This window comes from Variovorax glacialis, from assembly GCF_051216375.1.
GTDB lineage: Bacteria > Pseudomonadota > Gammaproteobacteria > Burkholderiales > Burkholderiaceae_C > Variovorax.
Map to the genome: position 1 here is coordinate 148,293 of NZ_JBPJZT010000001.1, position 24,807 is coordinate 173,099.

Sequence of the window (24,807 nt, forward strand, 5' to 3'; positions counted from 1 at the left end):
TCCATGAACGCTCGCCATGCATGCCGTCGCGGTAGGGCTGGCGGCATCGCCGCCATGGCGTCGACCGCGCTGCTGCTCGCGGGTTGCGCGTTGCCGGCGAAGCTCGATCCCCCGGCGGCCCGGCTGGACATCGCCGCACTCGGCGTGACCGCAGACGCTGCGCCGGTGCCGGTCGATGAAGACTGGTGGCGGGTCTTCAATGACCCAGCGCTCGATGCACTCGTCCACAAGGCCCTCGAGGACAACCCTTCGCTGGTCATCGCGGAGGCCCGTCTGCGGCGTGCGAACGCGCTGGCCGATCGCATCGACAGCGAAGACTGGCCGCTGGTCGTGGCCCGCTACGACGACACGCTGCAGCGCTTTCCGCAGCATGCGCTCTACCCGCTCACCGTCGCGGGCACGCGGCAGCACCTCGCGACCGCGCAACTCGCGATGGTCTGGGAGCTGGACTTCTTCGGCCGGCATCGCGCGGCTTTCGAAGCGGCGCTCGGCACGGTCCGCGCGACGCAGGCCGATGCCGCCATGGCGCGCCTGTTGCTCGCCGCCCAGGTGGTCCGCACCTACGTCCAGATGGCGCGGCTGCTGGCGCTGCGCGAAGTGGCCGAACGCGCGCTGTCCCAGCGCGCCGAAGTGCTTACGCTGGTGCGACACCGCACCAGCGCGGGTCTCGACACCGCGGTCGACCTGCAGCAGGCGGAAGGGGCCATCCCCGACAGCCGCCAGTCGATCGAGGCACTGCACGAACAGATCGACTCGCGCCGTAACGCGCTCGCTGCGCTTACCGTGCAGCCTGCGTCGGCGCTCGCGGGACTGGCGCCGCGCATGGTGCAACTCAGTCCCGCGCCGCTGCCGTCCAGCGTACCGGCGGATCTGCTCGGCCGCCGCGCCGACATCGCTGCCGCAAGACGGCGCGCCGAAGTCGCCGCCAGCGAACTCGACGTCGCCCATGCGGACTTCTATCCCAGCGTGAACCTGATCGGCTTCGCGGGCTTCAGCGCACTCGGCCTGGGCAACCTGCTCGAAAGCGGAAGCCGTCAGTACGGCATCGGCCCTGCGATCCGACTTCCGATCTTCGATGCCGGACGGTTGCGCGCCAACCAGCGCGCCAAGGCGGCCGAACTCGATGCGGCCATCGGCGCCTACAACGCCGCGGTGCTGGAGGCGGTCCGCGATGCGGCCGATCGGATCCTGGCACTGCAATCGATCGATCGCCAGCAGCAGGACCAGACCCGTGCGCAGGCCTTTGCCGAACGCGCCTACGGGCTTGCGGTGCAACGCTACAAGGCGGGGATCGGCTCGTATCTCGTCGTGTTGACGGCCGAGTCGAGCGTGCTGGCGCAACGCCGCGCCGCCGCCGACCTGCGGGGACGCGCCCTCGACGGGCAGGCCGAGTTGATGCGGGCGCTCGGCGGTGGCTACACCGCGTCCGCGAACAGCGATCGAGCGTACTGAAGGACCGCCCGGCAAGGACGACCCAATGAACGCCAATCAATGACGACGGGCCCGGCGCGGCCCGTGGCATCGAGCGCTCCCCGTCAGGCGGCCGACACGGCCTCCGGCGTCTTGCGGAAGCCGATCGCCAGCCGGTTGAAGGTGTTGATGAGACCGATGGCCAGGCTCAGGTCCACGCGCTCGCGCTCGGTGAACTGCTCGCACAGCGCTGCGTAGTCGTCGTCGGGTGCGTGCGTCTGCGACACCTGCGTGAGCGATTCGGCCCACTGCAGCGCGGCGCGCTCCCGGGCGGAGAACACCGCGCCGGCCTCGCGCCAGGTCGTCAGCATCAGCAAGGTGCCGATCGGAACGCCGGCCTTCAGCAGGTCGCGCGAGTGCGAGGACACGCAGTAGGCACAGCCATTGATCTGCGACACGCGCAGGTACACGAGGTCGACCAGTTCGTGTGGCAGGCCCGACTTGCGCACGTACATGTAGACGCCGCCGAGGCTGCGCATGCCCTCTGGCGCGATGGCTTGATGGTCCAGGCGTTGTTCCATGGTGCTTTCTCTTTCAAGGTTGATCGGGGATCTTGAGCGCGTCGCCGGTGTTCGCGACGAACACCACCAGCAGGCGCGCCGGTTGCGTTTGGCTCGCGTTCTCCGTCATCGGATGGCGAGCGCCTGGCGGCTCGAACCAGTTGTCGCCGGTGCGGTAGACGCGCGGCGCCTCGTCGTTCAGAGCACTGCGCACGGACCCCTTGAGCACATAGGCGTAGACGAAGGCCTCGCCATGGCGGTGCGGCTTCGCCTTCGCGCCCGGCCGGAAGTCGACGATGGCCGTGGCGAAGGTCTTGCCCGGCACGTTGGGCAGCGCCTGTGAGAACTTGGGCGACGCGGTCTCTTCGCCGGCCTCGTGCGCGCCCGCCGGCGGTGCGTGACAGAGCAGGGCTCCCGTGCAGGCGAGAGTCAGGACGATGGCGGATCTTCGAAGCGGCATGCCGTTCTCCTGCGGTGTGATCGAACAAGCGGAGATCGTGGCGCCAACGCTCTTCGCGCGATGGAACAAAGCCGGCGTGTTTGGCCGCGTTCGAGCAACAGATGGCGGAGGCCGCGTTGCGTGATCGGTTTCGTCCAATGCGACGCGATTCATGAAAGAAGCGCGGCGGCACGCGTCCGACCATCGGAGCATCCAGGAACCCTGGTCATGAACACACCGCGCCCAGACCCCGTCCCCGTTGCACCGGCCGCCGCCGCGGGCACCCCATCGCGCCGCGCGTTCACCCTGACCCTCTGCGTCCTTGCCCTGTTCGCCATCCTCGGCTACGCCGGCTACCGGATGCTCGGTCCCGGAGGCACGGTGACCACCGACAACGCCTACGTGCAGGGTAACGTGATCCAGATCACGCCGCAGATCGCCGGCACCGTGCTGGAAGTGCGGGCCGACGACACCGACTTCGTGCGCGCGGGACAGCCCCTGGTGCGCCTGGACCCGTCCGACGCGCGCGTGGCGCTCGATCAGGCCGAGTCGCAACTCGCGCAGACGGTGCGCGAAGTTCGCACGCTGTACGCCAACAACGAGGTGCTCGGCGCGCAGATCGCCTTGCGGCAGGCGGAAGTGAGTCGGCTCGAATCGGAGCTTGCACGGGCCCAGGTGGACGCGCAGCGTCGCGAGGCGCTGGTGGAGGACGGCGCCGTCGGGCGTGAGGAATTCGAGCATGCCAACACGCAACTGACATCGGCGCGCAGCGCGCTCGCGTCGACCCGCGCGGCCGCGCGTGCCGCCCAGGCCCAACTCGCGGCCAACATGTCGCTGACGGACCGCACGACCATCGAACGCCACCCGAACGTGCTGCGGGCCTCGGCGCGCGTGCGCGAGGCCTACCTCGCCCTGCACCGCGCCGAGGTGAACGCGCCCGTCGACGGCTTCGTGGCGCGGCGCAGTGTGCAGGTCGGCCAGCGGGTGCAGGCCGGCGTTGGCCTGATGACGGTGGTGCCGCTGGACGGCATCTGGGTGGATGCCAACTTCAAGGAGGCCCAGTTGCGCCATCTGCGCGTCGGCCAGTCGGCGACGCTGGTGTCCGACCTTTACGGCGACGACGTGCACTACCACGGCACGGTCGCCGGGCTGGGTGCGGGCACCGGCGCGGCGTTTGCGCTCTTGCCTGCGCAGAACGCGACAGGCAACTGGATCAAGGTCGTGCAGCGGGTGCCTGTTCGCATCCTGCTGGACCCGCGCGAAGTAGCGGCCCATTCGCTGCGCATCGGGCTGTCGGTGGAAGTGTCGGTCGAGACGCGGCGCACCGACGGACCGCGGCTCGACGAGGTCGCGCGGCCCACGGCGGCCGTGACGACCGTACCCGGCGGCGATGACCGCGCAGCCGACGAGGCAGTGCGACGGATCATCGGCGAGAACCTAGCGGAGAACACCGCTGGGGCATCGAAGGACAGGAGAGGCACGGGTCGCCCTCCGATATCTCGGCCGGGCTCGCACTCGTACGAGGAGCACGGGCACCTCGTGGTCGCCCGAGTGCCCCGCTGAAGCGAACCATGTCTTCGATGCCCTCCATGCCCACTGGCGCAGCGTCGTCGCCGACGCCTGTAGCGTCCCGCGTGCAGCGGATGGCGCTCTTGCTGCTCATTGGCGCCCTGCCCTTCAGCGACTTCCTGCAGACGGGCGTCTTCGCCTTCAACGCCGCGCCGATCATGGGCGACCTGGGCGCGAGCCCGGAGGAATACAGCCTGGTCGCCACCTTCTACGCCGTCACCGCGATCGGCATGATCTTCAACCACCGCTGGCTGGTCGAGCGGATGGGCTGGCGCTGGTTCATGCGCTGCGCGAGCCTTCTTTTCGCGGCCGGCGCGATCGTTTGCGCCACGAGTGACTCGCTGGCCTCCTTCGCCGCCGGACGGCTGGTCACGGCGCTGGGCTGCGCCTCTTTCTTTACGGCGGGGCGGGTGCTGGTGAATCGCATACCGCCTTCGGCCAGTCGATTCACCGGCGTGAAGTTCTTCGCTTCGGGCATCGCCTGGGGCGGTGTGTGCGGGCCGCTGCTGGCATCTGTGGCGCTGTCGGTGCAGGACTGGCGGCTCGCCTTCTCGGCGCAGGTGGTACCCGCGGCGTTGATCGCACTCTTCGGCGAACTCTCGCTGCCGCACCTGCCGCCGCCGGCGCGCGCGCCCTTCGATGCGCGCGGCCTCGTCACGCTGGCCGGCGGCAGCGCGCTCATCCTGTTCGCGTTGCAGCGCAGCGCCTTCGACTTCTACGCCGAGCGGCCAGCGCTGTATGCCTATGGGTCGATCGGGCTGCTCGCGCTCGTCCTCGCGGTGTGGCTGTTGCTGCGCAGCGAGATGCCAGCCATCCGCCTGCACGAGATGTCGCAGCGCCGCTACCTGATCGGCCTGGCCGCCTTCGGTGTGAGCTATGCGCTGCTGGGCGGCAACAACACGGCCGTCCCGCTGCTGCTGTTGCGAGGGATGAACCTGCCGCTCGAAGTCATCGGCCGCTACGTGGCCGTCGGTGCGCTCGGCGGCGTGATCGTGTGGATCCTGCTAGCCCGGCTGGTGCCGCGCCATCCGGGGCCGACACGCTACTACGTGCTGGGCTTCTCGCTGCTGGCGGCCTGCGGCGTCCTGCTGGGGCGTCTGAGCGAGACGGTGGATCCGGTGGCGCATCTGTTGCCGGCCCTGTTGTGCAACGGCGCTTTCGTGATCGCGGTGCTGTCGACCACTGCCGTGCAGACCTTTCGCGACCTGCAGCGCGACGAAGCCTTGTTCTCGCACGCCAACCAGGTGAAGAACGTGATTGCGCAGTTCGGCGTGGCCGCGGGCATGTGCGTCGCGACGCTGTTCATCCAGTGGCGCACGACCCTGCACTACGTGGAGTTGGGCGAGGCGCTCGGTCCTTCGAGCCTGGCGCTGCAGGACACGCTGCGCATCCTCGCGCTGCGCTTCGGCGCCACGCACGACGCGGAGGCGGCGGCCCGCATGGCGACCGCGACGATCAACGGCCTGCTTCTGCAGCAGTCGAGCTTCATGGCCGCGCTGGACTACTTCGTCGCCATCACCGCCGTGGCCGGACTGTGCCTGGTGGCGGTATTGGCGGAACGGGTGCTGCGCCACCTGCGCCGTGCCGGTACGGCCTCGGCGTGACCCACGTTGCGCAGAGTCCGCGCGAACGATGGGCTCATCCATCTTGTCCGGCGGATTCCCATTGCCGAACCACTGTCGTCACGAGCTGGTTCACCATCGCGCGGGTGTCCGACCATTCCATCGTGCGCGTCATGCACGGGAAGACGATCGCACCGTGAACGGCGGCAATCAGCATGTCCGTCGCAAGACGGGAAGGCATGGGGGGGCGCGGCAAGGTCCGGAAGAATCCATCGACCGTCTCGTAGTAGAGATCGAGGCTCTCCTGCACGACCGGGGACTTGCCGAACGGGACCGCACCCGGTGCCACTTTCGGGTCCTGCGCCGACGGTGCCGGAAAGATGATCAGGAAATCGTCCATGTGCGCCAGCCAGTAGTCCGCGGTGCCGACGAACAGCTTCTGCACACGCTTCGCGGGGTCGCGCGTACGGGCGATGAGCCTGCGCAGTTGCTCCGTCGCGGCATGCATGTCGCGCGCACGCACATGGAAGAAGAGTTCGCGCTGGTCGGCGAAGTACTGGTAGATCGCGCCGGGCGCATACCCTGCTTCCGCGGCGATCATCCGAAGCGAGACCCGCGAAGGATCTCCTTCGGCCAGCAGTCGGCGACCAGCCGCGATGAACGCGTCCCTGACCTTGGCCTTGTCCTCCGCCGTCCGTGCACGGCTGAGTACTTCGTTCTTGGGTTCGCGGAATGACATGGCGCAGAGGGATCGGTGAGGGTGGCGGAGAAAAGTATAGGGTGGCCTCACATGCCGAGGTAGGCCGCCTGCACGGCGGGGTCCTGCAGCAGTTCGCGGCCCTTCCCGCTCAGCGTGATGGATGGCCGTCGCCGCCTGGCCTGACAATCGCTCACAGTTTAATTGAACGCGATCATTTATGATGCCGACCCGGCACACGACTCGCGTGGCGCCATCTCCAACGGAGCGATGCCGATGTCCTCGAATCCCGCCACCCTCACCGACAACGATGTGCTGATTGCGCAGGCGCGGCAATGCGACGCCCGGTCGCCGCGCCTCGACAAGTTGCAGCTCGGCCACCTGCGCCACATCGAGAACCTTGCCGCCCGACCTGACGGCGACTGGTCGCTGATGGGCACTGCAGACCCGGGCCAAGAATGGCTCGACGCCTATCGCTACCAGCTCGCCAAGATGGTCTATGCGCTCGGACTTGCGCACTACCACCGGCTGCCCGCTGCCCCGTGCGTCTTCCAGCCGCTCATGCAGACGCTGATCCGCAAGATGCTTCGGCGCGATGTCTGGGGCTACTGGAAGGAGACGAGCCAGTCGGGCCCCTTCCTCGATCCGGGCCTCACCGAGTTGCGAACGCCGTGGATCGATCCGGTCGTGAAGGAGAACATCATGTACAGCGGCCACCTGCACGCGATGACCGGCATGTACGCGGTCCTGTTCGACGACGACCGCTATGCGCAGCCGGGCGCCCTCACCTTCGTTCACCAGCCGATCTTCTATGGGATGGGTCCTCAGAAGTTCGAATACGACTTCAGGAAGATCAACGACACGATCTACTGGCAGATGGTCGAGAACGGCTGGCTCGGCGTTGCCTGCGAGCCGAACTGCATCTTCCTGATCTGCAACCAGTTCCCGATGCTCGGCTTCCGGTTCCATGACCTGCGCCACGGCACGCAACTCGCCGAGGAAGCGACCTCGAGCTACCGCGCCGCCTGGCAACAGAAGGGCATGCTCGACGAACACGGCCACTTCCAGTATTTCTGGCGCCAGAAGCAGGAAGTGTTCTTCTCGCCCGGCCGGGCCATGTCGGACACCTGGCTGGGCGCGGTGATGAATGCCTGGAATTCCGAGATGATCCAGTCGCTCGCACCGGTGCAGGCCGCGGACTGGTTCAAGCACCATGCCGACGGCACGGTGTCGCTGCGACCGCCGACCGTCGTGAAGGCGTGGCGAGAAGCGTTGGCCGCGGGCGCGGCGCCGCCCGCCGACGAGGACACGGCGTACAACTTCGGCGCGCCCGAATTCGGCTACGCGGCGATCTGGGCCTCGGAGCTCGGCAACCAGCCCCTGCTGGACGGCCTGCTGGCGCATGCCGACCTCTACATGGACCCGACCTGGTCCGACGGCGGCCTCTACTACCCGCGCCACGATGCGAGCTGGGATGTCGAAGGCCACATGCGCTACATGGACCCGTTGACCGGCAATGCACTGATCGCCTATGCGCGGCTCAACGTCGCCGACGGCCTGCGCACGCTGTATGAAAGGCCCTGGGATGCGAGCCACTTCGAGCAACCCGCCGTGCGCGCGATCTCACCGGGCTTCGACCTGCTGCGCGCGCGCTTCGACGCGGAGGCGCAGGCGCTGGCCTTGACGATCAGCCCGCGCAACGCGGGCCTGCAGTCCCTGGCGATGATCATCGATCGTGTCGACGCCCATCGCCGGTGCCTGGTCCTGCGCGACGGTGTGCAGGTCGATCGCGAGAGCGTCGGCATGAGTGTCGAGGACGGCCGGATGACGCTGGCGCTCGATCTGGACCGCAGCACCGACCTGGTCCTGGCGTGGGAGCTGCAATGAGCACCGCTACCTCCACGGGTGCCGCGCCCGCTTGCTGCTGCGGCGGCGCGCCTACCGCCGCCGTGACGCCACCCGTGAAAGGCGCCTACGACCTCGTCGATCACTTCGGCCAGCCGGTCACCGAGCGCAGCTATGCGGGCCGCTTCCAGCTGATCTTCTTCGGCTTCACCCACTGCGCCGTGGTGTGCCCGCGCGAGCTCGCCAAACTGACGCGTACGCTCGAACTTCTCGGCGATGAAGCAGCACGGTTGCAGCCCCTCTACATCAGTGTCGATCCGGCGCGCGACACGCCGGCGCGGATGCGCACCTTCCTCGCCGGCTACCACCCCGCCTTCGTGGGACTGACCGGCACGCAGGCGCAGGTCGACAGCGCCAAGGCAAACTTCCGGATCTTCGCCACGCGGAAGGAGGATGCGGAGGCACCCGGCGGCTATGTCGTGCCGCACACCGCCATCAGCTACCTGCTCGACCGCGAGGGGCGGTACCTCGCCCACTTCGGCGACACTATCGATCCAGTCACCATGGCCCGCAGGCTGACATCGACCTTCACATGATTGCTTGGGATTGAGGTTCATCGGCGCCGATGAACCACGAACCGGACTTTCTTGAGCATTTGCGCGCCGAGCTGTCCGGCGCCCGCGTCTGGCTCGACCGCGCCATCGTGCTTGGCTATGCGATCGCGGCCGGGCTGTTCGTCGTGGTCTTCACGCTCGCGAGCGACTGGGTCTTCGGCGAGTTCCACCGCTTCTATCGCGCCTGGCCGTGGGCCGTGCTGTTGACCACCCCGTTGCTGACGGCCGGCATCGTGTGGTTCACGCTGCGCTTCTTCCCCGGCGCGGGCGGCTCCGGCATTCCGCAGATCAAGGCAGCGCTGCACCCTGACCTGCCCCGCGAGCAGCGCTTCATGTTCGCGTCGCTCAGACTCACCGTCGCAAAGATCGGCCTTGGTGCCGCCGGCTTCGCGGCCGGCCTGTCGATCGGTCGCGAGGGCCCCTCGGTGCAGGTCGCAGCAGGTGTGATGCAGCATGCGCGGCGCTGGCTGTCCCCTGACACCACCATCGATGCGCGCGCGCTGCTGGTGGCCGGCGGAGCAGCCGGCATCGCGGCCGCCTTCAACGCGCCGCTGGCGGGCGTGGTATTCGCCATCGAAGAGCTGTCGGGGCGGCTCGAGGCTCGCTCCAGCGGACTGATCATCACGGCCATCGTGCTGGCCGGCCTCGTCGCGGTGTCGGCCTTCGGCAACCTGAGCTACTTCGGCGTGATCCGTGTGCCCCGGCTAGGCTGGGATGCACTCGGCCCCGGGCTGCTGGTCACGTTGGTCAGCGGCATCATGGGCGGCGTGTTCGCGCGATTGCTGATCGCGTCGCTGACGGGCGCGCCGCAACGGATCAACCGCTGGAGGGCGCGCTACCCGGTTCGCTTCGCTGCCATCGGCGGCTTGGCAGTGGCCGTCATCGGGGTCGTCACGGGCGGTGTCACCTTCGGCGCCGGCTCGGATGCGGTCAAGCAGATGCTGCAAGGCCATGAGGGTCTGACGCCGCTCTATACCGTGCTCAAGTTCGTGGCCACTTGGCTCACGGCCTGGTGCGGTGTCCCGGGCGGCATCTTCGCGCCGTCGCTGTCCATCGGCGCGGGCATCGGCGACGCGGTGGGGCAGCTGACCCGCAGCGAGCTCGCGCCGGCGCTCATCGCGATGGGCATGGCCGGCTTCCTGGCCGCGGTGACGCAGGCGCCGCTCACGGCCTTCATCATCGTCATGGAGATGGTGGACGGGCACTCGATGGTGCTCAGCCTGATGGCCGCCGCCATGCTGGCCAGCCTGATCTCCCGCATGATCAGTCGCCCGCTCTATGACACGCTGGCCGAGCACATGGTCGGCCGGGCCATCGGCACGGTCGAGCCGATGCGTTCGCCGTCATCGCAAGCAAGCGAAGGCAACGATTCAGGCGAGCGAGCCGGAGGGGTGTGAACGGAGGCTTGCCACACTACGCCGTGGTATCCACCCGGCCGCCGACAGTGGTCACGACGGCAACTCGGGCGCTGCCGCTGGCGGTCTTCTTGCTCGTACTGGCGACCCCCTCCATGGCAGCGACGACCCCGTTTTCCTTGCCGGCCTTGGCGGCGTCCTGCTGGAGCCGTGCGATCTGCTCCTGAATCATCTGGATCTGCCTTGACAGCTCGGTCAGCTGCTTCTGGACCGCCTCCCGTGCATCGCCCGGGGCCATGGATCGCAAATCCTCCTGAAGGCCGCGCGCCTGCTTCATCAAGGCGTTGGCCTGCTTCTGCAGCGCCACGATCTGGGCGCTGATCCTTCCAGCGCTGAAGTTGGACCCACTGCTGACCGAACCGATTGCCGCGACCATCTGATCTCCATTCACAACGTTGAAGGGATATCGGCAGGCTTCATGAAAATTGAAGGCCTGTCGGCAGCAAGCGCACCGCCTCTTGCAAATAGGGTCTCGGCACATCATCGATGGAGATACCGGAACCGGCGCGGCGACGCACCCATGTGCGCCGTAAAGACCCGGGTGAAATGACTCTGGTCGGAGAATCCGACTTCCAAGGCGATATCGGACATCGGCCTGTCGGTGGACCTGACCAGGGCCGCCGCTGCCTGCACGCGGCGCGACAGCACGTACCGATGCGGCGGGACACCCACGCTCTGCTTGAAGGCACGCGAGAAGTGGCACGCCGAGAGACCGGTCATGGCAGCCAGTTGAGCGACGTCGATGTGCTCGCACAGATTCTGGTCGATGTGTGCGCGGACACGTTGCAGCGCCGACGGCGCAATACCGCCTCGCGGAGAGGCGCCGCGTTTGCGAGCGGCGTTCACGCCGGCACGCGGGTCACCGATCGTGCGAGGCAGGACGATGGTCCCCATCAGGCTGCACACCGTCCTCAACAGATCGTCCTGGCCGCAGCTGTGCGGCAGGCATGCGCTGACGCCGTGAGGCAGGGGCTGTGCCCCTGGCGCGTCATCCCTCGCCGCTGTCAAAAGGACGATCTGCGGCCGCACGCGCGCGGGTGCGGCCCACGCCCCGGCGTGACCCTGCGTCGACTGCGGCAGCGAGGCGGAGTCGGCGATGATCAAGTCGATGTCGTCGAGCCGGTTGGCGAAGTCGATGCCATCCCCCTCCGTGTTGCACTGGATTTCGCAGTCGCGCAACTTCTGCATCGTCGCCACCAGGCCGGCAGAAATGAGAGCGTTCGAATGCGAAATCAGGATGCTCATCGCCGAGGAGCCGGGCCAGGCAGGGGCAGCATGCGTTCTCATGGGAACTCCGGTTTCTTTGTGGAGGAATGGCCATCAGCTTGATCTCATTCCGCCCCTGCACGATGTCTGATCGCCGAACTCGGTTTGTCATCTGACACACACACGCCGCGTTGGCGACCCATGTCAATTGACACGCGGGCGCTGGCACTTTGCGTGATTGGAAACACCCAACTCGGGTCCAATGCGAAATGACACCAAGGGGAACCCCACGCAATGACCAATGCGCGCCGCATTGCGGTGATCGAGGGAGACCAGCTCGTGCGTGAACTCGTGCGGCGGTGGCTTTGCGATGCGCGTCACGTTGTGGAGGTGCATTCCGTGCCTTCCACGATCGGTGCGGTCGACCTCATCGTCGCCGACGTCGCGAACCCTCGCGCTGCCTCGCCACTTCTGGTCCGGCTTGTCCAGACGCATCCGAGCATCCCGATCCTGCTGTTGTCGGCGAGATTTCGCGCGGGCCAGGGTGGCTCGGTCCAGCTTGCCAACGAACTCGGCGTGGCCGCGGTCCTTCCGAAGCCATTCACCCAACGTCAATTGCTCGCCGCAGTCCGGCAGTCGCTGGCCATGCCGGGCATGGTCAGGCGTCAGCCCCGGAGCACATCGACAAGAGCGTCGAAGGAATAGCCCTTGCCGCGCGCCGTGCGAATGAATGTCGGCGCCTTCGGATCAGGCTCGATCTTCCTGCGCAGGCGACCGACTTGAACGTCGATGGCCCGGTCGAACACCTCGGCGTTGTGAAGCCGGGACGATTCGAGCAGACGCTCGCGATCCAATACCGTCCGCGGGGCGGTCAGGAACGCGACTAGCAGGTTGAACTCGCTGTTGCTCAACATCACGGTGCGCTGGAGCGGGGAAGTCAATCGCCGCAGCCGGATGTTGAGCTCCCAGCCGGCGAAGCGATAGGCCCGCACGCTTGCGAGCGTGTCGGACACGCGCTCGTGCATCCGGGTGCGGCGCAACAATGCGCGAACGCGTGCGAGGAGCTCTCGGGGTGAGAACGGCTTGGTGACGTAGTCGTCGGCACCCAGTTCGAGCCCCATGACCCGGTCTGCCTCGTCGAGCCGGCCGGTCAATATGATGATCGGGACCTTGGAGCGCTCGCGAAGGCGGCGGGCGATCTCAAGCCCGTCCTCTCGTGCGAGCCGAAGGTCCAACACGACGATGTCTGCCGAGTCCCGGGCCATGAGCCCGGTCATCTCGCTTTCGTTCGTTGCCGTACTCACGCGAAAGTCATGGTCGCCGAGGTAGCTGCTGATGAGGTCGAGCACATGGGGATCGTCATCGACGGCGATCACATGGGCGGGCGATGTCGAGCTCAAGGCCTGCATGACGGGTCACCTCTCATGATGCTGGCTCGGACTGCGGCGCGACCCGCAACGCGTCCGAGAGGGCCATGGCGAGATCGTGCCGCGCGATCGGCTTTGCAAGGATGACGTCGGCGCCGAGCTTGCGAGCCTTTTCAGCCGTCGATCCAGCCAGGAATCCACTCACCAGGAGAATCGGGACCTTCACGTCCAGCCCTCTCACGGCATCGATGAATTCCATGCCGGACATATGGGGCATCCGAAAGTCCGTGATGATGGCATCGAAGGACCCGGCGTCCCTTCGAAGGGCCTCCAGCGCCAGTTCAGCCGAAGTGAAAGCCTCGGGTCGATAGCCGAGTTCGGCCAGCATGTCGCTGGTCAACTGGACGAGGGGCTCCTCGTCGTCGACGATCAGGATCCGCTCGTTGTTGCCCCGTGCCACCGGCAGTGGCAGCTGTACGCGCTGCGCCGCCTTCTCGCCCGCGCGGGGCAGGAAGGCCGTGAAGCAGCTGCCGACATCGAGTTCGGTCGACACATCGATCGCGCCGCCCAGTTCAGTGACGATGCCATGGACGAGCGAGAGACCGAGCCCCGTGCCGGTGCCGACGTCCTTCGTCGTGAAGAACGGGTCGAAGATCCGGTCTCGAATGCTCGGGTCGATCCCCGCACCATCGTCACGCACCGACAGCACGATGTAGTGACCCGACGCCAACGGCCCCGTGGTGGCCATCCTTCCCTGTTCGATGGTGGCGCAGCAGAGATCGATCTGCAGGCAGCCGGAGGACCGCATCGCCTGGATGCCGTTCGTCGCGAGGTTCATCAGGAGCTGGTGGACCTGGGTGGGGTCGCCGATCATGGTCGCGCCGCCGGAACCAAGCCGCGCCGTCACTTCCACATGCGGGGGCCGCATGGCCTCCAGCATTGCGAGCGACTCCGCCACGACGCTCTCGACGTGCACCACGACGCGTGCACCGACACTGCTTCGACTGAACGTGAGGATGCGCTCCACCAGTGCGCGCCCCCGCTCTCCAGCCGACAGGATTCGTTCCAGATCGCGGCGCATCCTGCTGCCTGGCCGCGTGTTCTTCATGGACGCTTCGCCGAAGCCGAGGATGACCGCAAGGATGTTGTTGAAGTCATGGGCCACGCCGCCCGCGAGGGTGCCCACAGCGTCGAGCCTCTGCATCTGCTGGATCGCGGCTTCCGCGCGCCGGAGGGCGGCCTCCCCCGCCTTCCGTTCGGTGATGTCGCTGACCGAACCGGTGTACCGCCTGGGTCGACCCTGGTCATCGCGGGACAGCAGCCCATTCGTGTGGATCCAGCGCACCTCGCCATGGCGAAGCAACCGGAGCTCGAACTCGAAGCGCGATCTTCCGCTCGCGAAGTGCTCCGCCGCCGCAGCCTCCCACCGGGGACGGTCCTCGGGATGGAAAGGAAAGCGGTCGAGAAAGTCCTGCCTTCCATTGAAGTGGGTGTCCGGGGGAAATCCGTAGATCTCGAGCATCCGCGGCGAGGCGTAGTACTCATCCGTCTCGGCGATCCAGTCCCAGTGCCCGTCGCGCGCAGCCTCCATGGCCAGCGAATGGCGTCTCTCCGACTGCTGCAGCGCAAGCACCGCGGTCCGCTGTTCCGTCACATCCGTGGAGATGCCGCTGACCCGGCGCGGACCGTCACTCTCCTCGCGCAGGAAGACACCGCGCTCGTGGATCCAGCGAATATCTCCCGAGGGCGTGACCACGCGGAATTCGACGTTCCAATTTGCACTGCCGTCCGATCGGACCCATTCACCGAAGGCGGCGCGAACAGCGGGTCGGTCGTCGGGATGGATGCCCTCCATCCATACGCGCGGATCCTGGTAGAGCCGTTCCAGGCTGACGCCCCATATGCGCTCGAAGCTGGGACTTGCGTAGAGCACGCGCACCGGCTCGGTCTCCGTGATCCATATGACGTCCGGCGTGGCGTCAGCCATCGCGCGGAATCGCCCCTCGCTCTCTCGGAGCGCACGCGCGGTGCGATCGGCGCTCTCCTCCGCCAGTTGGCGCTCGTGGTTCTCGCGCTTCAGGTCGCGATAGAGCCGGGCTTTTTCCAGCGCGATGGCGGCCTGCGCGGCCACCAGCCTCAGCACTGCAATGCGCTTGCTCGTGAAGGCGCCGGTGATCAGGTCGTTCTCGAGATAGAGGACGCCGGCCAGGCGCGCCTGCTCGATCAATGGCAGGCACAGCACTGACCGCGTCCCCCGCCGCTGGAAATAGGGCTCGCCCGCGTGCTCCGCCGAATGGGCTGCATCGTCGAGCAGAACGGTCTGCAGGCTCTTCCCCACGAAGTCCAGCACCGACGCCGGCAGGGGCACCTGCGGATTCACGCCATCGGGGCGAACGACCCGGACGCAGTCGCCGAAGACCTCCGCCTGTGCCTCGAACTGCATGCCGCCCGGGCCGTGCAGGAACAGGAGTCCGCGCTCGGCCCCGGCGTGCTCGAGCGCCACGCGCATCAGGGTCTCTGTCAGGCGTTCGGAGTCGATCTCGCTGGAAATGGCCTCCGAGACCGCGAGGACCGTTTCGAAGTCGAGCGATTCGACGGAGGTGCCCGGCGAGGCGACCGACCCCGCAGGCGCCTTCTCGGAGAGCCAGGGGTTTTCGCGCTCGACGAGTTTGACCTTGCCGACGGCGCCCCACCGCATGTAGGCGTAGTGCGCCTGACGCAGGTAGGCCTGCGCGACAGTGGCCAGGCCCCTTCCAGCATGAAAGTTCGCTGCCATTTCGTTGGCCAGTGCTTCGGTGCAGGTACAGGCATTGGCGCGCGCGAGGCGAACGGCCTCCTCGAAGTGAAGCTCGGCAGCCAGGTCCCGGCCCTCGCAGCGCGCAAGTTCAGCCTCGACCAGTTCGCTCTTGTCCGCGAAAGTTGCAGGGTTGCAGTCACGCCAGGCCCTCAGCTGTTGAAGGTGCGCCATGACAGTGGCGCAGGTCCGCGCCCTCGCCTCCGGTGTCGACACGCCCGCACCGGCGCCGGCGGCGAGCGCCGCGTACAGGTGGTAGTTCACCAGTTGGCTCTGGACGGCCGAGGACATCCAGGGTGTCGCCTTCCGAAGCGCTTCGCGGGCTTCTTCGAATCTTCCGGCGATGAACCGAAGCTGTCCCTTGAAGACCCAGTACCAGAAAACCAGCGTCGGCATGCGCCCATCGTCGAACCTCGCTTCGAATTCGGCTTCTTCGAAACCGTCGCCATCGAAGGTGCCGAGCACCGGCGTCAGGCCCCGCAATGCCGCCACGAAGCGCTGTTGAGTGACTAGTTCATCGACGACGTCGCGGAACTGCGCGCGGCGAACGAACGCGAGATGGCCTTCGATGTCCCTTGCAACGTCTTCCAGACGGTCGCCTCGGACCAACAGATCGTTGACGGTGTGGTGACAGGCCCAGCAGGCGACGGCCATGTCGCCGCGGTCCATGCCCGCCGCAAGTGCCGCGCGGCCGGTATCGACAGCGACGGAGATCGGTCTGGCCCAGACGCTTGCGAGCTGCAACGCGAGGACGGTCTTCGCCTCGCTCGCGGCGAAGCCCTGCCTGTCGACGATGCAGCGGGCCAGTTCCGCAAACCGGTAGCCCTCCAGGTAGCGTCCGAAGTGCTGGCCGATCATGACGCCGAACCAGGCGAATCCTTGCGCCGACGCAGGCGTCAACCCGTGCTGCAAAGTCAGCCGCACCATCCGGCAGAGATGCACGACCACCAGTCCGGCATCGGTGAAGTAGGAGAAGGAGAAGATCTCCCCCAGCACGTTCATGGCCGCGGCAACCTCGGGGTCCGACGACACAGGCAGGTCCACAAGTGCTTCGATGGGGCCTTCCGAGAGCAGCGCCATCGTTTCGGCAAATGTGCGCTCCACCTCCTCGATCGCCGGGTGGAGATCGATATCGACCCCCAGGCGTTTCAGGCAGCTGACGGCCTGCTCCGCGGCCTCGGTGTAGCGAGAACTCACGACGTAGAGCTCGATCAGCCGTCGTCCGATGGCTGCGCTTTCGAGGGCAGTGCGTTCGCCCCGCATGAGGCACCGCAATGCACGCTCGGCGGGTTCGACCAGACCCGCGAGGAAGTCGCTTTCCGCGCAAGTCAGTTCGAGCTCGAAGCTGATGCGCCGCTGCCGTACGCGACCTTCCGGTCCCAACAGATCGATGCCTGCCGTTGCGAAGCCGCGGGCCGCGGCATGCGCCGTCGCCGTCAGCGCATTTCGCGCCGCCTTCAGGTTCAGCTCGGCAATCTCGTCGCGTTCCGCCTGCGATCCCAATGCGGCAGCTGCGAGATTGAACTGCCGCACGAGGTCGAAGCCTCCCGCGTCCGCGATGCGATCGGAGGCCGCCATCGCCATTCCGCGCAGGCAACGGGCGATCTCGAGATGCGCGGCCGCGCGTCGGTCTTCCGGGATCATTGCATAGGCGGCCTCCTGAACACGGTCATGAAGGAATCGATATTCGCCCTGTGATCGAAGGCACAGGCCTCCGATGACGGCGGGCCACAGCGCCGCGTGCAGGTCGTCCTGCGTCAGTCCGGCCACATGCGCCAGGGTCGCCGCCGGACTGCGGATGCCCAGGCATGCGAGAAGCCTCAAGGTCTTGCGCGTTGTCACCGGCAGCTTGCGGATCCGCTCGATCATCAGTGCAGGCAAGTCGGCTTGATGGGGGTGGATGCGAAGCCGTGTCACGTCCCAGACCCAGTCGCCCGAATCGTTGCGTCGCTCGAAGAGCCCTTCGTCCGAGAGCCCGCTGATGAACTGCGTGGCAAAGAAGGGGTTACCGGCACTGGCCCGATACACCAGTTGCGCGACCTCCGCGCAGGTCTCCGGCGCGCGGGCGAGCGTGTCGCCGACCAGTTTGGCAATTTCTCCGGCCAGAAGCGGCGCGAGGAACACTTCCTCGATGTCCGCCACGCGGGCTCGCAGTCTTTCCAGCCAGGCTGCCAGCGGACGATTGGACTCGATCTCGTTGCTCCTGTAGGCGCACAGGAGCAGCAGCTTCAGGCCTGACTCGGCAAGCAAGGCGTGGTCGATGGCTTCGAGCGTCGCACTGTCAGTCCACTGAAGGTCATCCAGGAACAGGATCAACGGCAGCGGTTCCGAGCCGAAGACCTTGAGAAACCGGCTCAGCGTCGTCTGGAACTGGACCTGATGGTCGCGCGGCGACAGCTCCGGGAGCGATGGCTGCGGACCGAGAAGCTCCAGCAGCTGGGGCGCCATGTTCGCGATGATTCGGCCGTTGGCGAGCACGGCCTCGTTCAGCCGTGCTTGCCAGGCTTCACGCTCGACGGGAGGCAGCGAAAGGAGCGGGTTCAGGAGGGCCTGAAGGGCCTGCGCCAAGGTGGCATGGGGTACGCCGGATTGGTACTGGTCCGCCTTGCCCGAAGCGAAGAATCCGCTGCCTGCAGGCATCGATCGCTGAAACTCGGCGACGAGGGCCGATTTGCCGATGCCCGAGTACCCGGACAGCAGCACGATCTTGACCCGGTCTTGCGATGCCGCCTGTGCGAGCGCGTTTCGCAGCGCTTCGAGCTCGCGATCCCGTCCATAGAGTCGCTCCGGCACACGCAGTCGACTGCGGCTTTCCGATGACGCGAGCGCAAACGCATCGATCTGCCTGCGCGTCGACCAGGCGTGCAAGGACAGCCGCAGGTCCGCTTCCACCCCCGCCGCGCTTTGGTATCGGTCCTCGGCTGCCTTGGACAGCAGCTTGAGCACGATGCGCTCCAGCATGGGCGGCACGCTGTCCACGATCGTCGTCGGCGCCGGCGGCGGCTTGGCGAGGTGCGCATGGATCAGCTCGCGAGCGTCCGCGGCCATGAAGGGCAGTCGCCCCGTCAACATTTGATAGAGCAGGACGCCGAGCGAATAGAGATCGCTGCGGGCATCGACGCCATGGTTGATTCGCCCGCTGATCTCGGGCGACGCGTGGGACAGCGCCGAGGTGCCGGGGCCTTCCCCCGCGGCCGTCGACGCATTGCCGTGCGAAGCGGCGGCGTTGGCAAAGCCGCTGAGCCAGGCGTGCCCACTCGACATGTCGACGAACACGTTGACGGGGCGAAGATCCCTGTGCACGAGTCCGGCGTCGTGAAATCGTCGAAGCGCTTCGGCGACCCCGACCGCAACGCGCAGAAAGCGGTCGATCTCCCAAGGCTCGCCGATGGCGTGCTCGAGCAGCAGGCCTCCGGGATCCGTCATCCGCAGTTCCTGCCGTTCCTCGGTGGCAACCAGCGCAGAGGGCACGGTGGCCCAGGACGTCTGCAGGCTCGCGCGCAACAGGAACTCATGCTGCATCCGCTGGAGCGATGCCAGGCTCGGATGCGCGCGCGTGCGGCGCGAGAGGTAGCGTCCCGCGGCGCCGCCCGAGTGCCGCATCAGGCGCGCGTCCCCATCGTCGTGCAGCTGAATCTCCGTCGCCGGGGCCGCGGCACCGCTCAGGATTTGAACGGGAGGATCGTCCATGCCCGGATTGGACGCGAATTTCCCGATGGATGGTTTGCCTGCCGCCGATTTCTCCGGACGACGGATGTCAGCTGACACAAAACGCGGTCAAGGCACCGCGGGACCGGCGCTCAGGGCTCTACTGACGCCCCCTGAACGACAGGGGGTAGGCGCTGGTACGGAGCGTGAGCATCGGGTCCGCGGCCTCTATGCCTGCATGCGGCACGCCCGGCAGGAAGAGTGTCTGCTTGTCGGTCGCTGCATCGTCCGCGAGCGTCACGACGGAAAGTGTCCCCAGCTTGACCAGCTTTCGTTCGTCGGGCCACGCGATCGAAGGATCCTCGATCCTGTCGCCGTCGCTGGCAATCTGGGCGAACCAGTCGAAGGCAATGGCGCCCTTGGCGAGCCGTTGGGACAATTCGTCGCGCAAGTAGCCCGGTCCTTTCGCCTTCAGCGCCTCCGTCGTCAGGTAGTGCTCGCCGTCGCGCGGCACGAAGCGGTATCGGACGAAGACCGACTTGCCGTCGCCGTTGGTGAACTTGAGCGAATTGACACCGTAGTAGGCCGCCGTCGCGTACGAAACCGGCGGTGGCTTCTGAGTGGTCAGGAAGGTCTTGGCGACCGGATGGTCCGCCAGGAACCGCTCCACCGCCGTGGGATGGGGGGGCGCATCGCCGCCCGAGGCACCGATGCTGCGCAGCAGGGCGGCGAACTCGTCGCTCGTCGACGTCGGGAAGCCGTTGAAACTGTGGGTGACGACATCGAATTCCTCACCGTCTTTCGCCTTCACCTTGACCGCGAAGCCTCGCGGGTTGGCTTCGGGGATGGTGTCCGGGATATCGGGAATGCCTGTGAAGTCGGAGAAGCGGACGGTCATCGGCAACGGGCCGCTCGCAAAGATCGTCGCCTTCGACAGCGACCTGGCATTCGCGTCCGGGCTGAAAGTTCCTTTCAGGATGACGCCCTTGGCATGGACTGCGCGGGCGTGGTGGACGCCGAAGGCCGCGTGCAACGCATCGACGAGGTCTCCAGGGGACTGGTTCGGAACCACGGATTCGGGGGCAGCGCCTGCCTCGGTCGGCGTGGCGACAGCCATGAGCCCCGCGATCGCCACGGCGGTCCCTGCACCCAGTTGCGCCGCGCGAAGGCAGAGCTTGTTCTCGGAGTAATTGACCTGGTCGCGCATGTGGGCTCCTTGCGATGGTTGATGACGTGACGACCATCTTCCCGGGGGCCCGCCCCTCCCGTCTTTGACGGAACGGGGTTCATTTGGCGAATCCGTGCGCAGGCCTGCCGTTCGAAGCGCTGCGGGTCAGGAAACTGTCGACGACCCCAGCCGCGCGCCGCCAACGATGGCGCGCTGGGCCCACCAGTTCCAGCATGCGCCCGCCGCCATCAGCACGCAGGTCGCAAGGAACACCGTCGGCATGCCGAAATGCCCGCCCACGAACCCGCCGACCAGCGGGCCAACCACCTGCCCGGTGTATTGCGCCGAGATCGAATAGCCCAACATGCTTCCGGCCACGCCCTCCGGCACGCTGTGGCGGATCACGCTCGCGATGCAAGGCAACAGTCCGCCGAGGGCCAGCCCCATCAGGAAGCGCAGCAGCACCAGTTGCCAGCCGGCGGTCACGAAGGCCTGCGGCACCAACAGCACGGCAGACACGGCCAGGCAGCCGATGATCACGTTCCAGTGGCCGACCCGGTCGGCCAGACGCCCCAGATGCGCGGCCGAAAGCACGCTCCCGAGCGCCGCGGCCGACATCACGAGCCCGGCCACCACCGTCACCCGCTGCGGATCGGCCACCAGTTGGGCGACATAGACGGTGATGATCGGCTCGATCGACATGTTGGCCAGCATCAGCAGCATGCCGGTGAGCAGCATGGCGGCCACCGGGCGCTTGTCCGGCACGCCGGCCCAGCCGCCGGGCGGCCGCCCGGCCTTCGCCACGCGCGGCGGCCGGCGCTCCTCGCGCACCAGAACCAGGGTCGCGAGGAAGGCGACGAAGATGACCGCGCCGGCGCCGAAAAAGGTCCAGCGGATACCGATCAATGGCGGCAGCACGCCGCCGATCAGCGGCCCGACCAGGCTGCCGGCCATGATCGCGGACGACAGCGTGCCAAGCGCCCAGCCCGATCGCTCCTTCGGCGTCTGGGTCGCGATCAGCACCGTCGAGCCCGAGGCGTAGCCGCCCAGCAATCCGGCAAGAAGGCGCAGCCCGACGAGTTGCCAGACGTCCTGTGCGAGGCCGATCAGGGCCATCGCCACCGCCATGCCGAGACTGGCGCGGATCAGCATCAGCTTGCGCCCGTAGCGGTCGGCGAGCCGTCCCCACAGCGGCGCCACCAGCGCTGCGCTCAGGAACGTGGCGCCATAGGCCGCGCCCGACCATTGCACGATCGCCGCGTGATCGTGCACGCCGAGTTGCTCGACATAGAGCGGCAGGAAGGGCAGCAGCAGCGTCATCGCCACGATGGTGGTGAAGGAGCCGAACATGCACACGGCCAGGTTGCGCCGCCAGTGTTCGGGAGCCGCGTCGGGGTGGGTGCGGACAGCTTGGGTGGGATCGTCGGATGTCGTGGCTGCCATGAGTCCCGAATTGTCCCGCCGCTGCCGCAGGCGCGCGCATGCCATGTGGCGATGGGAGCCATCGCGACTCGATCCGGGCAGGCAAACAGGCCAACCGTGACGGATTCCGCAAATCGACCGTCGGCGGCGAGTTCATGCGCCCGGGGCAAACCCCATCGGACATGCAAGCTACTGCCTCACGTGTCATGAGCCTTCGCTGGCCCTCCGAGAGTGCGCTTCACTTTGTCATTGCCGCCAAGCCTCGATTCATCCTCGGTGGCGCCGATCGATGATTACCTTTCGGCAGTTCATCTTCCTGGCCCTGCTCTTCTCAATTCAAATCGCGGTCTTCGGCTGGATCGAGTGGCGCTGGGGCGCACGGCGGATCGAATGGCGCAAGGTCTTGCTCGCGGACCTGATCACCGTGCTGTTCTTCGCCTTCGTGACCCGGCAGGCGGCCAGCTACCTGAATATCTGGACGGCTGTCCAAGGCCCTTGGCCCGCAGTCATAGGATCCTGGCCGCTCCCGGCGCGTGTGCTGCTCTACCTGCTGGTCGCGGATTTTGGCGCCTACTGGATGCACCGGCTGGTGCACCTCAAGCCCCTGTGGGGCGTGCACCGCTGGCACCATTCGCCAACCCACATGTACTGGCTGGCGGGCAACAGGACTTCCATCCTCCAGCAGACGATCTTCAATCTTCCCTACATCTTTGCCAGCCCGATTCTCGGCGTGTCGCCCTTCTGGCTGGCCAATGGCCTGTTCTTCTTCTATGCGATGGCCAACGGCTGGATGCACATGAACGTGAGCTGGCGCCTGCGCGGCGTCGACTGGATACTGGTCACGCCGCAAAGCCATCACATCCACCACAGCGACAACCCACTGCACTATGGAAGCAACTTCGGTGTCCTGCTGTCAATATGGGACAGGATGTTCGGCACGTTCACCAGTCCGAAGGACACGCATCCTGACACGCTGAGGTTCGGCATCGGTGAGAAGGTGCCCATCGCGAAGCTTACGATCGGGCTCTGACTGCCGACTCGATGATGACGGTGCGCACGAATCGGCGTCGTAGAGCGACGGTCACCGCTTCATTGGCGCAGGAGAAATCTCATGGACGGCAGCAGCAGCGACAAGCAACGACCCGACAAGAAGCAGCCCGCGAGTCTCTCGTTCGACAGCCAGGCCGTGCACGCCGGGAACAGCCCGGACGCCACGACCGGCGCGATCGTGACCCCGATCGTGATGTCCAACTCGTACGAGTTGCCTGACGACCCCTCGGGGCTCGACTGGTCGGATTCGCAGAGGCTCTTCTACACGCGCAATTCGGGCCACAACCAGCTGTGTCTCGAGCGCAAGCTCGCAGCGCTGGAGCGCGGCGAGGACGCCGCCGTGTTCTGCACCGGCGTGGCCGCCCTGCACGCGATCTTCTTCACTTTCCTGAAGAGTGGCGACCATGTGGTGGTCAGCGACGTGACCTACGAGGCCGTCGCCCGCCTATTCGGCGAACTGCTTCCGCAGCGCTACGGCATCGAGGCGACATTCGTCGACATCAGCGACCTCGCCGCGGTTCGGGCCGCGATGCGCCCCGGCACGAAGCTCGTCCACGCAGAGACGATCGCCAATCCGACCACCAAGGTCGCCGACGTCGCAGCGCTGGCCGCCATCGCCCATGCGGGCGGCGCCATGCTGTCGATCGACGCGACCTTCACGCCGCCCCCGATGTTCCGCGGACTCGAACATGGTGCCGACCTCGTCGCGCATGCGCTGACGAAGTACATCAACGGGCACGGCGATGCGATGGGCGGCGCGGTGATCGGCCGCGCGGAACTGATCCGACGACTGAAGAACGATGCGCTCGTCGACGTCGGCGGCGCCATCTCGCCCTTCAATGCCTGGCTCATCATGCGCGGCTCCATCACGCTGCCGCTGCGCTTGTCGAGGCACCTGTCCACCGCGCAGGTGGTCGCCGAGTTCCTCGACCAGGACGACCGCATCGCGTTCGTGGCCTATCCGGGACTGGCATCGCATCCGCAGCATGCCTTGGCGTCGCGCCAGTTCGGCGGCTCGGGCCATGGCGCGGTCATGGCTTTTGCCCTCGAAGGCGGGCCGGAGCTGCAGAACCGCTTCGTGGCGAGTCTGCGCCTCATCACCTCCGCGGTGTCGCTCGGCCACGATGAGACCTTGATCGTGCACGTCGGAAAGGATGCGCGTCGCGGCTCGAGAAGCTATCCGGAAGCGTTCCGGACGTATGGGCACCTGCGGCTATCTGTTGGACTGGAGGATCCGGCGGACCTGATCGAAGATATCAACGCCGCGCTCGACGAAGCGCTGGGGCCCGTTGGCACGCTTGTTGCAGTGCAGCAGGAAGGGCGCCCTGCGACTTGAGCGCCGTGGAGTGCGTCCATGCGATGGTTGCTGATGATCTGGATGGTCCTGGCCTGCGGTGCGGCCCGCTGCGAGGACGCTCGCCCGGTGCCCGACATCATCGGCGTGCTGCAGCTGTCGCAACAGAAGCAGCTCGACGCCATGACGCCCGCCGATGCGGCGAGTCCGCGCGCCCTGAAAGTGCGCGAGTCCTTCGACAAGCTCCTTCTCGGCCTCGCCGATCCCGCGCTCTCGAAGGCGGAGTTGCGCGTGGTGCGTGGCGAGGTCGTGGGCGAGACGCTTCAAGGCCACATCGTGGTGGCCAATGTGGCGCTGGCGGATTTGCCCGAAGGCGAGCGCATCTTCATCCTTGCGCATGAACTGGGGCACGTGGCGCTCGACCACTGGTCGCAGATGGGGCTCGTCTACGCGAAATGGGTGCCCGGCCTCGTCGAGCAGCAACACACCGATGCGGTCGCGGACCGCCTGGGCCGTGATGCTTCGGCACTGGCCTATCGGCAGGAATACGAAGCCGACGCCTTTGCCCTGAGAACCCTGCGCGCCCTCGGCCTGCCGGAGCAGCATATGGTCGCGGCCTTCATGGACCTCGGCCTGCGCAACGACACCGCGACGCACCCCGGCACGCGCAAGCGCCTCGCGGCCTTGCGTGCGTTGAGCTCGAACTGACGTTCGGCGCGGCCGTCGCAGCCCGCCGGATCGCTGCGG

19 protein-coding genes are annotated in these 24,807 nt (G+C 66.9%); 10 read left to right on the forward strand and 9 right to left on the reverse strand.

Annotation, left to right across the window (positions count from 1 at the left end; genetic code table 11):
- The first annotated feature begins 3 nt into the window (after positions 1 to 3).
- A complete protein-coding gene (locus tag ACSFBL_RS00755; RefSeq protein WP_435513820.1) occupies positions 4 to 1,452 on the forward strand; it encodes an efflux transporter outer membrane subunit in 1,449 nt (482 codons plus the stop codon).
- Positions 1,453 to 1,535: 83 nt separating this feature from the next.
- On the opposite strand, the gene ACSFBL_RS00760 is transcribed toward ACSFBL_RS00755, so the two are convergent.
- Positions 1,536 to 1,991, reverse strand: coding sequence for a carboxymuconolactone decarboxylase family protein (locus ACSFBL_RS00760; protein ID WP_435513821.1), 456 nt, complete (start codon positions 1,989 to 1,991; stop codon positions 1,536 to 1,538).
- A gap of 13 nt (positions 1,992 to 2,004) precedes the next feature.
- Positions 2,005 to 2,430 (reverse strand): cupin domain-containing protein, encoded by a 426-nt coding sequence (locus tag ACSFBL_RS00765; protein ID WP_435513822.1) that lies wholly within the window; start codon positions 2,428 to 2,430, stop codon positions 2,005 to 2,007.
- 207 nt (positions 2,431 to 2,637) lie between these two features.
- Here ACSFBL_RS00765 and ACSFBL_RS00770 point away from each other — a divergent pair, with 207 nt between their 5' ends.
- Both ACSFBL_RS00770 and ACSFBL_RS00775 read left to right on the forward strand, forming a co-directional pair.
- Positions 2,638 to 3,972: an HlyD family secretion protein gene (locus ACSFBL_RS00770; protein ID WP_435513823.1), complete on the forward strand. Its 1,335-nt coding sequence runs from the start codon at positions 2,638 to 2,640 to the stop codon at positions 3,970 to 3,972.
- Between the two features lie 8 nt (positions 3,973 to 3,980).
- Positions 3,981 to 5,582, forward strand: coding sequence for an MFS transporter (locus ACSFBL_RS00775; protein WP_435513824.1), 1,602 nt, complete (start codon positions 3,981 to 3,983; stop codon positions 5,580 to 5,582).
- 34 nt (positions 5,583 to 5,616) lie between these two features.
- On the opposite strand, the gene ACSFBL_RS00780 is transcribed toward ACSFBL_RS00775, so the two are convergent.
- A complete protein-coding gene (locus tag ACSFBL_RS00780) occupies positions 5,617 to 6,279 on the reverse strand; it encodes a TetR/AcrR family transcriptional regulator (protein ID WP_435513825.1) in 663 nt (220 codons plus the stop codon).
- A gap of 234 nt (positions 6,280 to 6,513) precedes the next feature.
- On the opposite strand from ACSFBL_RS00780, the gene ACSFBL_RS00785 reads away from it, so the two are divergent.
- From ACSFBL_RS00785 to ACSFBL_RS00795, 3 genes are read left to right on the forward strand one after another with little or no spacing between them, the layout of a single operon-like run.
- Positions 6,514 to 8,124: a linalool dehydratase/isomerase domain-containing protein gene (locus ACSFBL_RS00785; protein ID WP_435513826.1), complete on the forward strand. Its 1,611-nt coding sequence runs from the start codon at positions 6,514 to 6,516 to the stop codon at positions 8,122 to 8,124.
- Positions 8,121 to 8,678, forward strand: coding sequence for an SCO family protein (locus tag ACSFBL_RS00790; RefSeq protein ID WP_435513827.1), 558 nt, complete (start codon positions 8,121 to 8,123; stop codon positions 8,676 to 8,678). Before ACSFBL_RS00785 ends, ACSFBL_RS00790 begins: the two co-directional genes overlap by 4 nt.
- Before the next feature lie 29 nt (positions 8,679 to 8,707).
- Positions 8,708 to 10,093, forward strand: a complete 1,386-nt coding sequence (locus ACSFBL_RS00795) for a chloride channel protein (protein WP_435513828.1) — start codon at positions 8,708 to 8,710, stop codon at positions 10,091 to 10,093.
- A 16-nt stretch (positions 10,094 to 10,109) separates the two neighbouring features.
- On the opposite strand, the gene ACSFBL_RS00800 is transcribed toward ACSFBL_RS00795, so the two are convergent.
- Together ACSFBL_RS00800 and ACSFBL_RS00805 are read right to left on the reverse strand one after the other, a co-directional pair.
- Positions 10,110 to 10,487, reverse strand: a complete 378-nt coding sequence (locus ACSFBL_RS00800; protein WP_435513829.1) for a FlxA-like family protein — start codon at positions 10,485 to 10,487, stop codon at positions 10,110 to 10,112.
- 104 nt (positions 10,488 to 10,591) lie between these two features.
- Positions 10,592 to 11,356 (reverse strand): helix-turn-helix domain-containing protein, encoded by a 765-nt coding sequence (locus tag ACSFBL_RS00805; RefSeq protein WP_435513830.1) that lies wholly within the window; start codon positions 11,354 to 11,356, stop codon positions 10,592 to 10,594.
- A gap of 255 nt (positions 11,357 to 11,611) precedes the next feature.
- Between ACSFBL_RS00805 and ACSFBL_RS00810 the strand changes: the two genes are divergently transcribed.
- Positions 11,612 to 12,022 (forward strand): DNA-binding transcriptional response regulator, encoded by a 411-nt coding sequence (locus ACSFBL_RS00810; protein WP_435513831.1) that lies wholly within the window; start codon positions 11,612 to 11,614, stop codon positions 12,020 to 12,022.
- Here ACSFBL_RS00810 and ACSFBL_RS00815 read toward each other — a convergent pair.
- The 4 genes from ACSFBL_RS00815 to ACSFBL_RS00830 form a co-directional block, all read right to left on the reverse strand.
- Positions 11,983 to 12,726, reverse strand: coding sequence for a response regulator (locus ACSFBL_RS00815; RefSeq protein WP_435513832.1), 744 nt, complete (start codon positions 12,724 to 12,726; stop codon positions 11,983 to 11,985). The two genes, ACSFBL_RS00810 and ACSFBL_RS00815, sit on opposite strands and share 40 nt — an antisense overlap.
- A 13-nt stretch (positions 12,727 to 12,739) precedes the next feature.
- Positions 12,740 to 19,168: a PAS domain-containing protein gene (locus ACSFBL_RS00820; RefSeq protein ID WP_435513833.1), complete on the reverse strand. Its 6,429-nt coding sequence runs from the start codon at positions 19,166 to 19,168 to the stop codon at positions 12,740 to 12,742.
- A gap of 118 nt (positions 19,169 to 19,286) precedes the next feature.
- Positions 19,287 to 20,333: a catalase family peroxidase gene (locus ACSFBL_RS00825; protein WP_435513834.1), complete on the reverse strand. Its 1,047-nt coding sequence runs from the start codon at positions 20,331 to 20,333 to the stop codon at positions 19,287 to 19,289.
- Positions 20,334 to 20,459: 126 nt separating this feature from the next.
- On the reverse strand, positions 20,460 to 21,737 hold the full coding sequence (locus ACSFBL_RS00830) for an MFS transporter (protein ID WP_435513835.1): 1,278 nt from the start codon (positions 21,735 to 21,737) through the stop codon (positions 20,460 to 20,462).
- Between the two features lie 268 nt (positions 21,738 to 22,005).
- On the opposite strand from ACSFBL_RS00830, the gene ACSFBL_RS00835 reads away from it, so the two are divergent.
- The 3 genes from ACSFBL_RS00835 (at position 22,006) to ACSFBL_RS00845 (ending at position 24,768) form a co-directional block, all read left to right on the forward strand.
- Positions 22,006 to 22,746 (forward strand): sterol desaturase family protein, encoded by a 741-nt coding sequence (locus ACSFBL_RS00835; RefSeq protein WP_435513836.1) that lies wholly within the window; start codon positions 22,006 to 22,008, stop codon positions 22,744 to 22,746.
- Between the two features lie 81 nt (positions 22,747 to 22,827).
- Complete coding sequence (locus ACSFBL_RS00840) at positions 22,828 to 24,102, forward strand: trans-sulfuration enzyme family protein (protein WP_435513837.1); 1,275 nt, start codon at positions 22,828 to 22,830, stop codon at positions 24,100 to 24,102.
- Between the two features lie 18 nt (positions 24,103 to 24,120).
- Positions 24,121 to 24,768 (forward strand): M48 family metalloprotease, encoded by a 648-nt coding sequence (locus tag ACSFBL_RS00845; protein WP_435513838.1) that lies wholly within the window; start codon positions 24,121 to 24,123, stop codon positions 24,766 to 24,768.
- Positions 24,769 to 24,807: the final 39 nt, after the last annotated feature.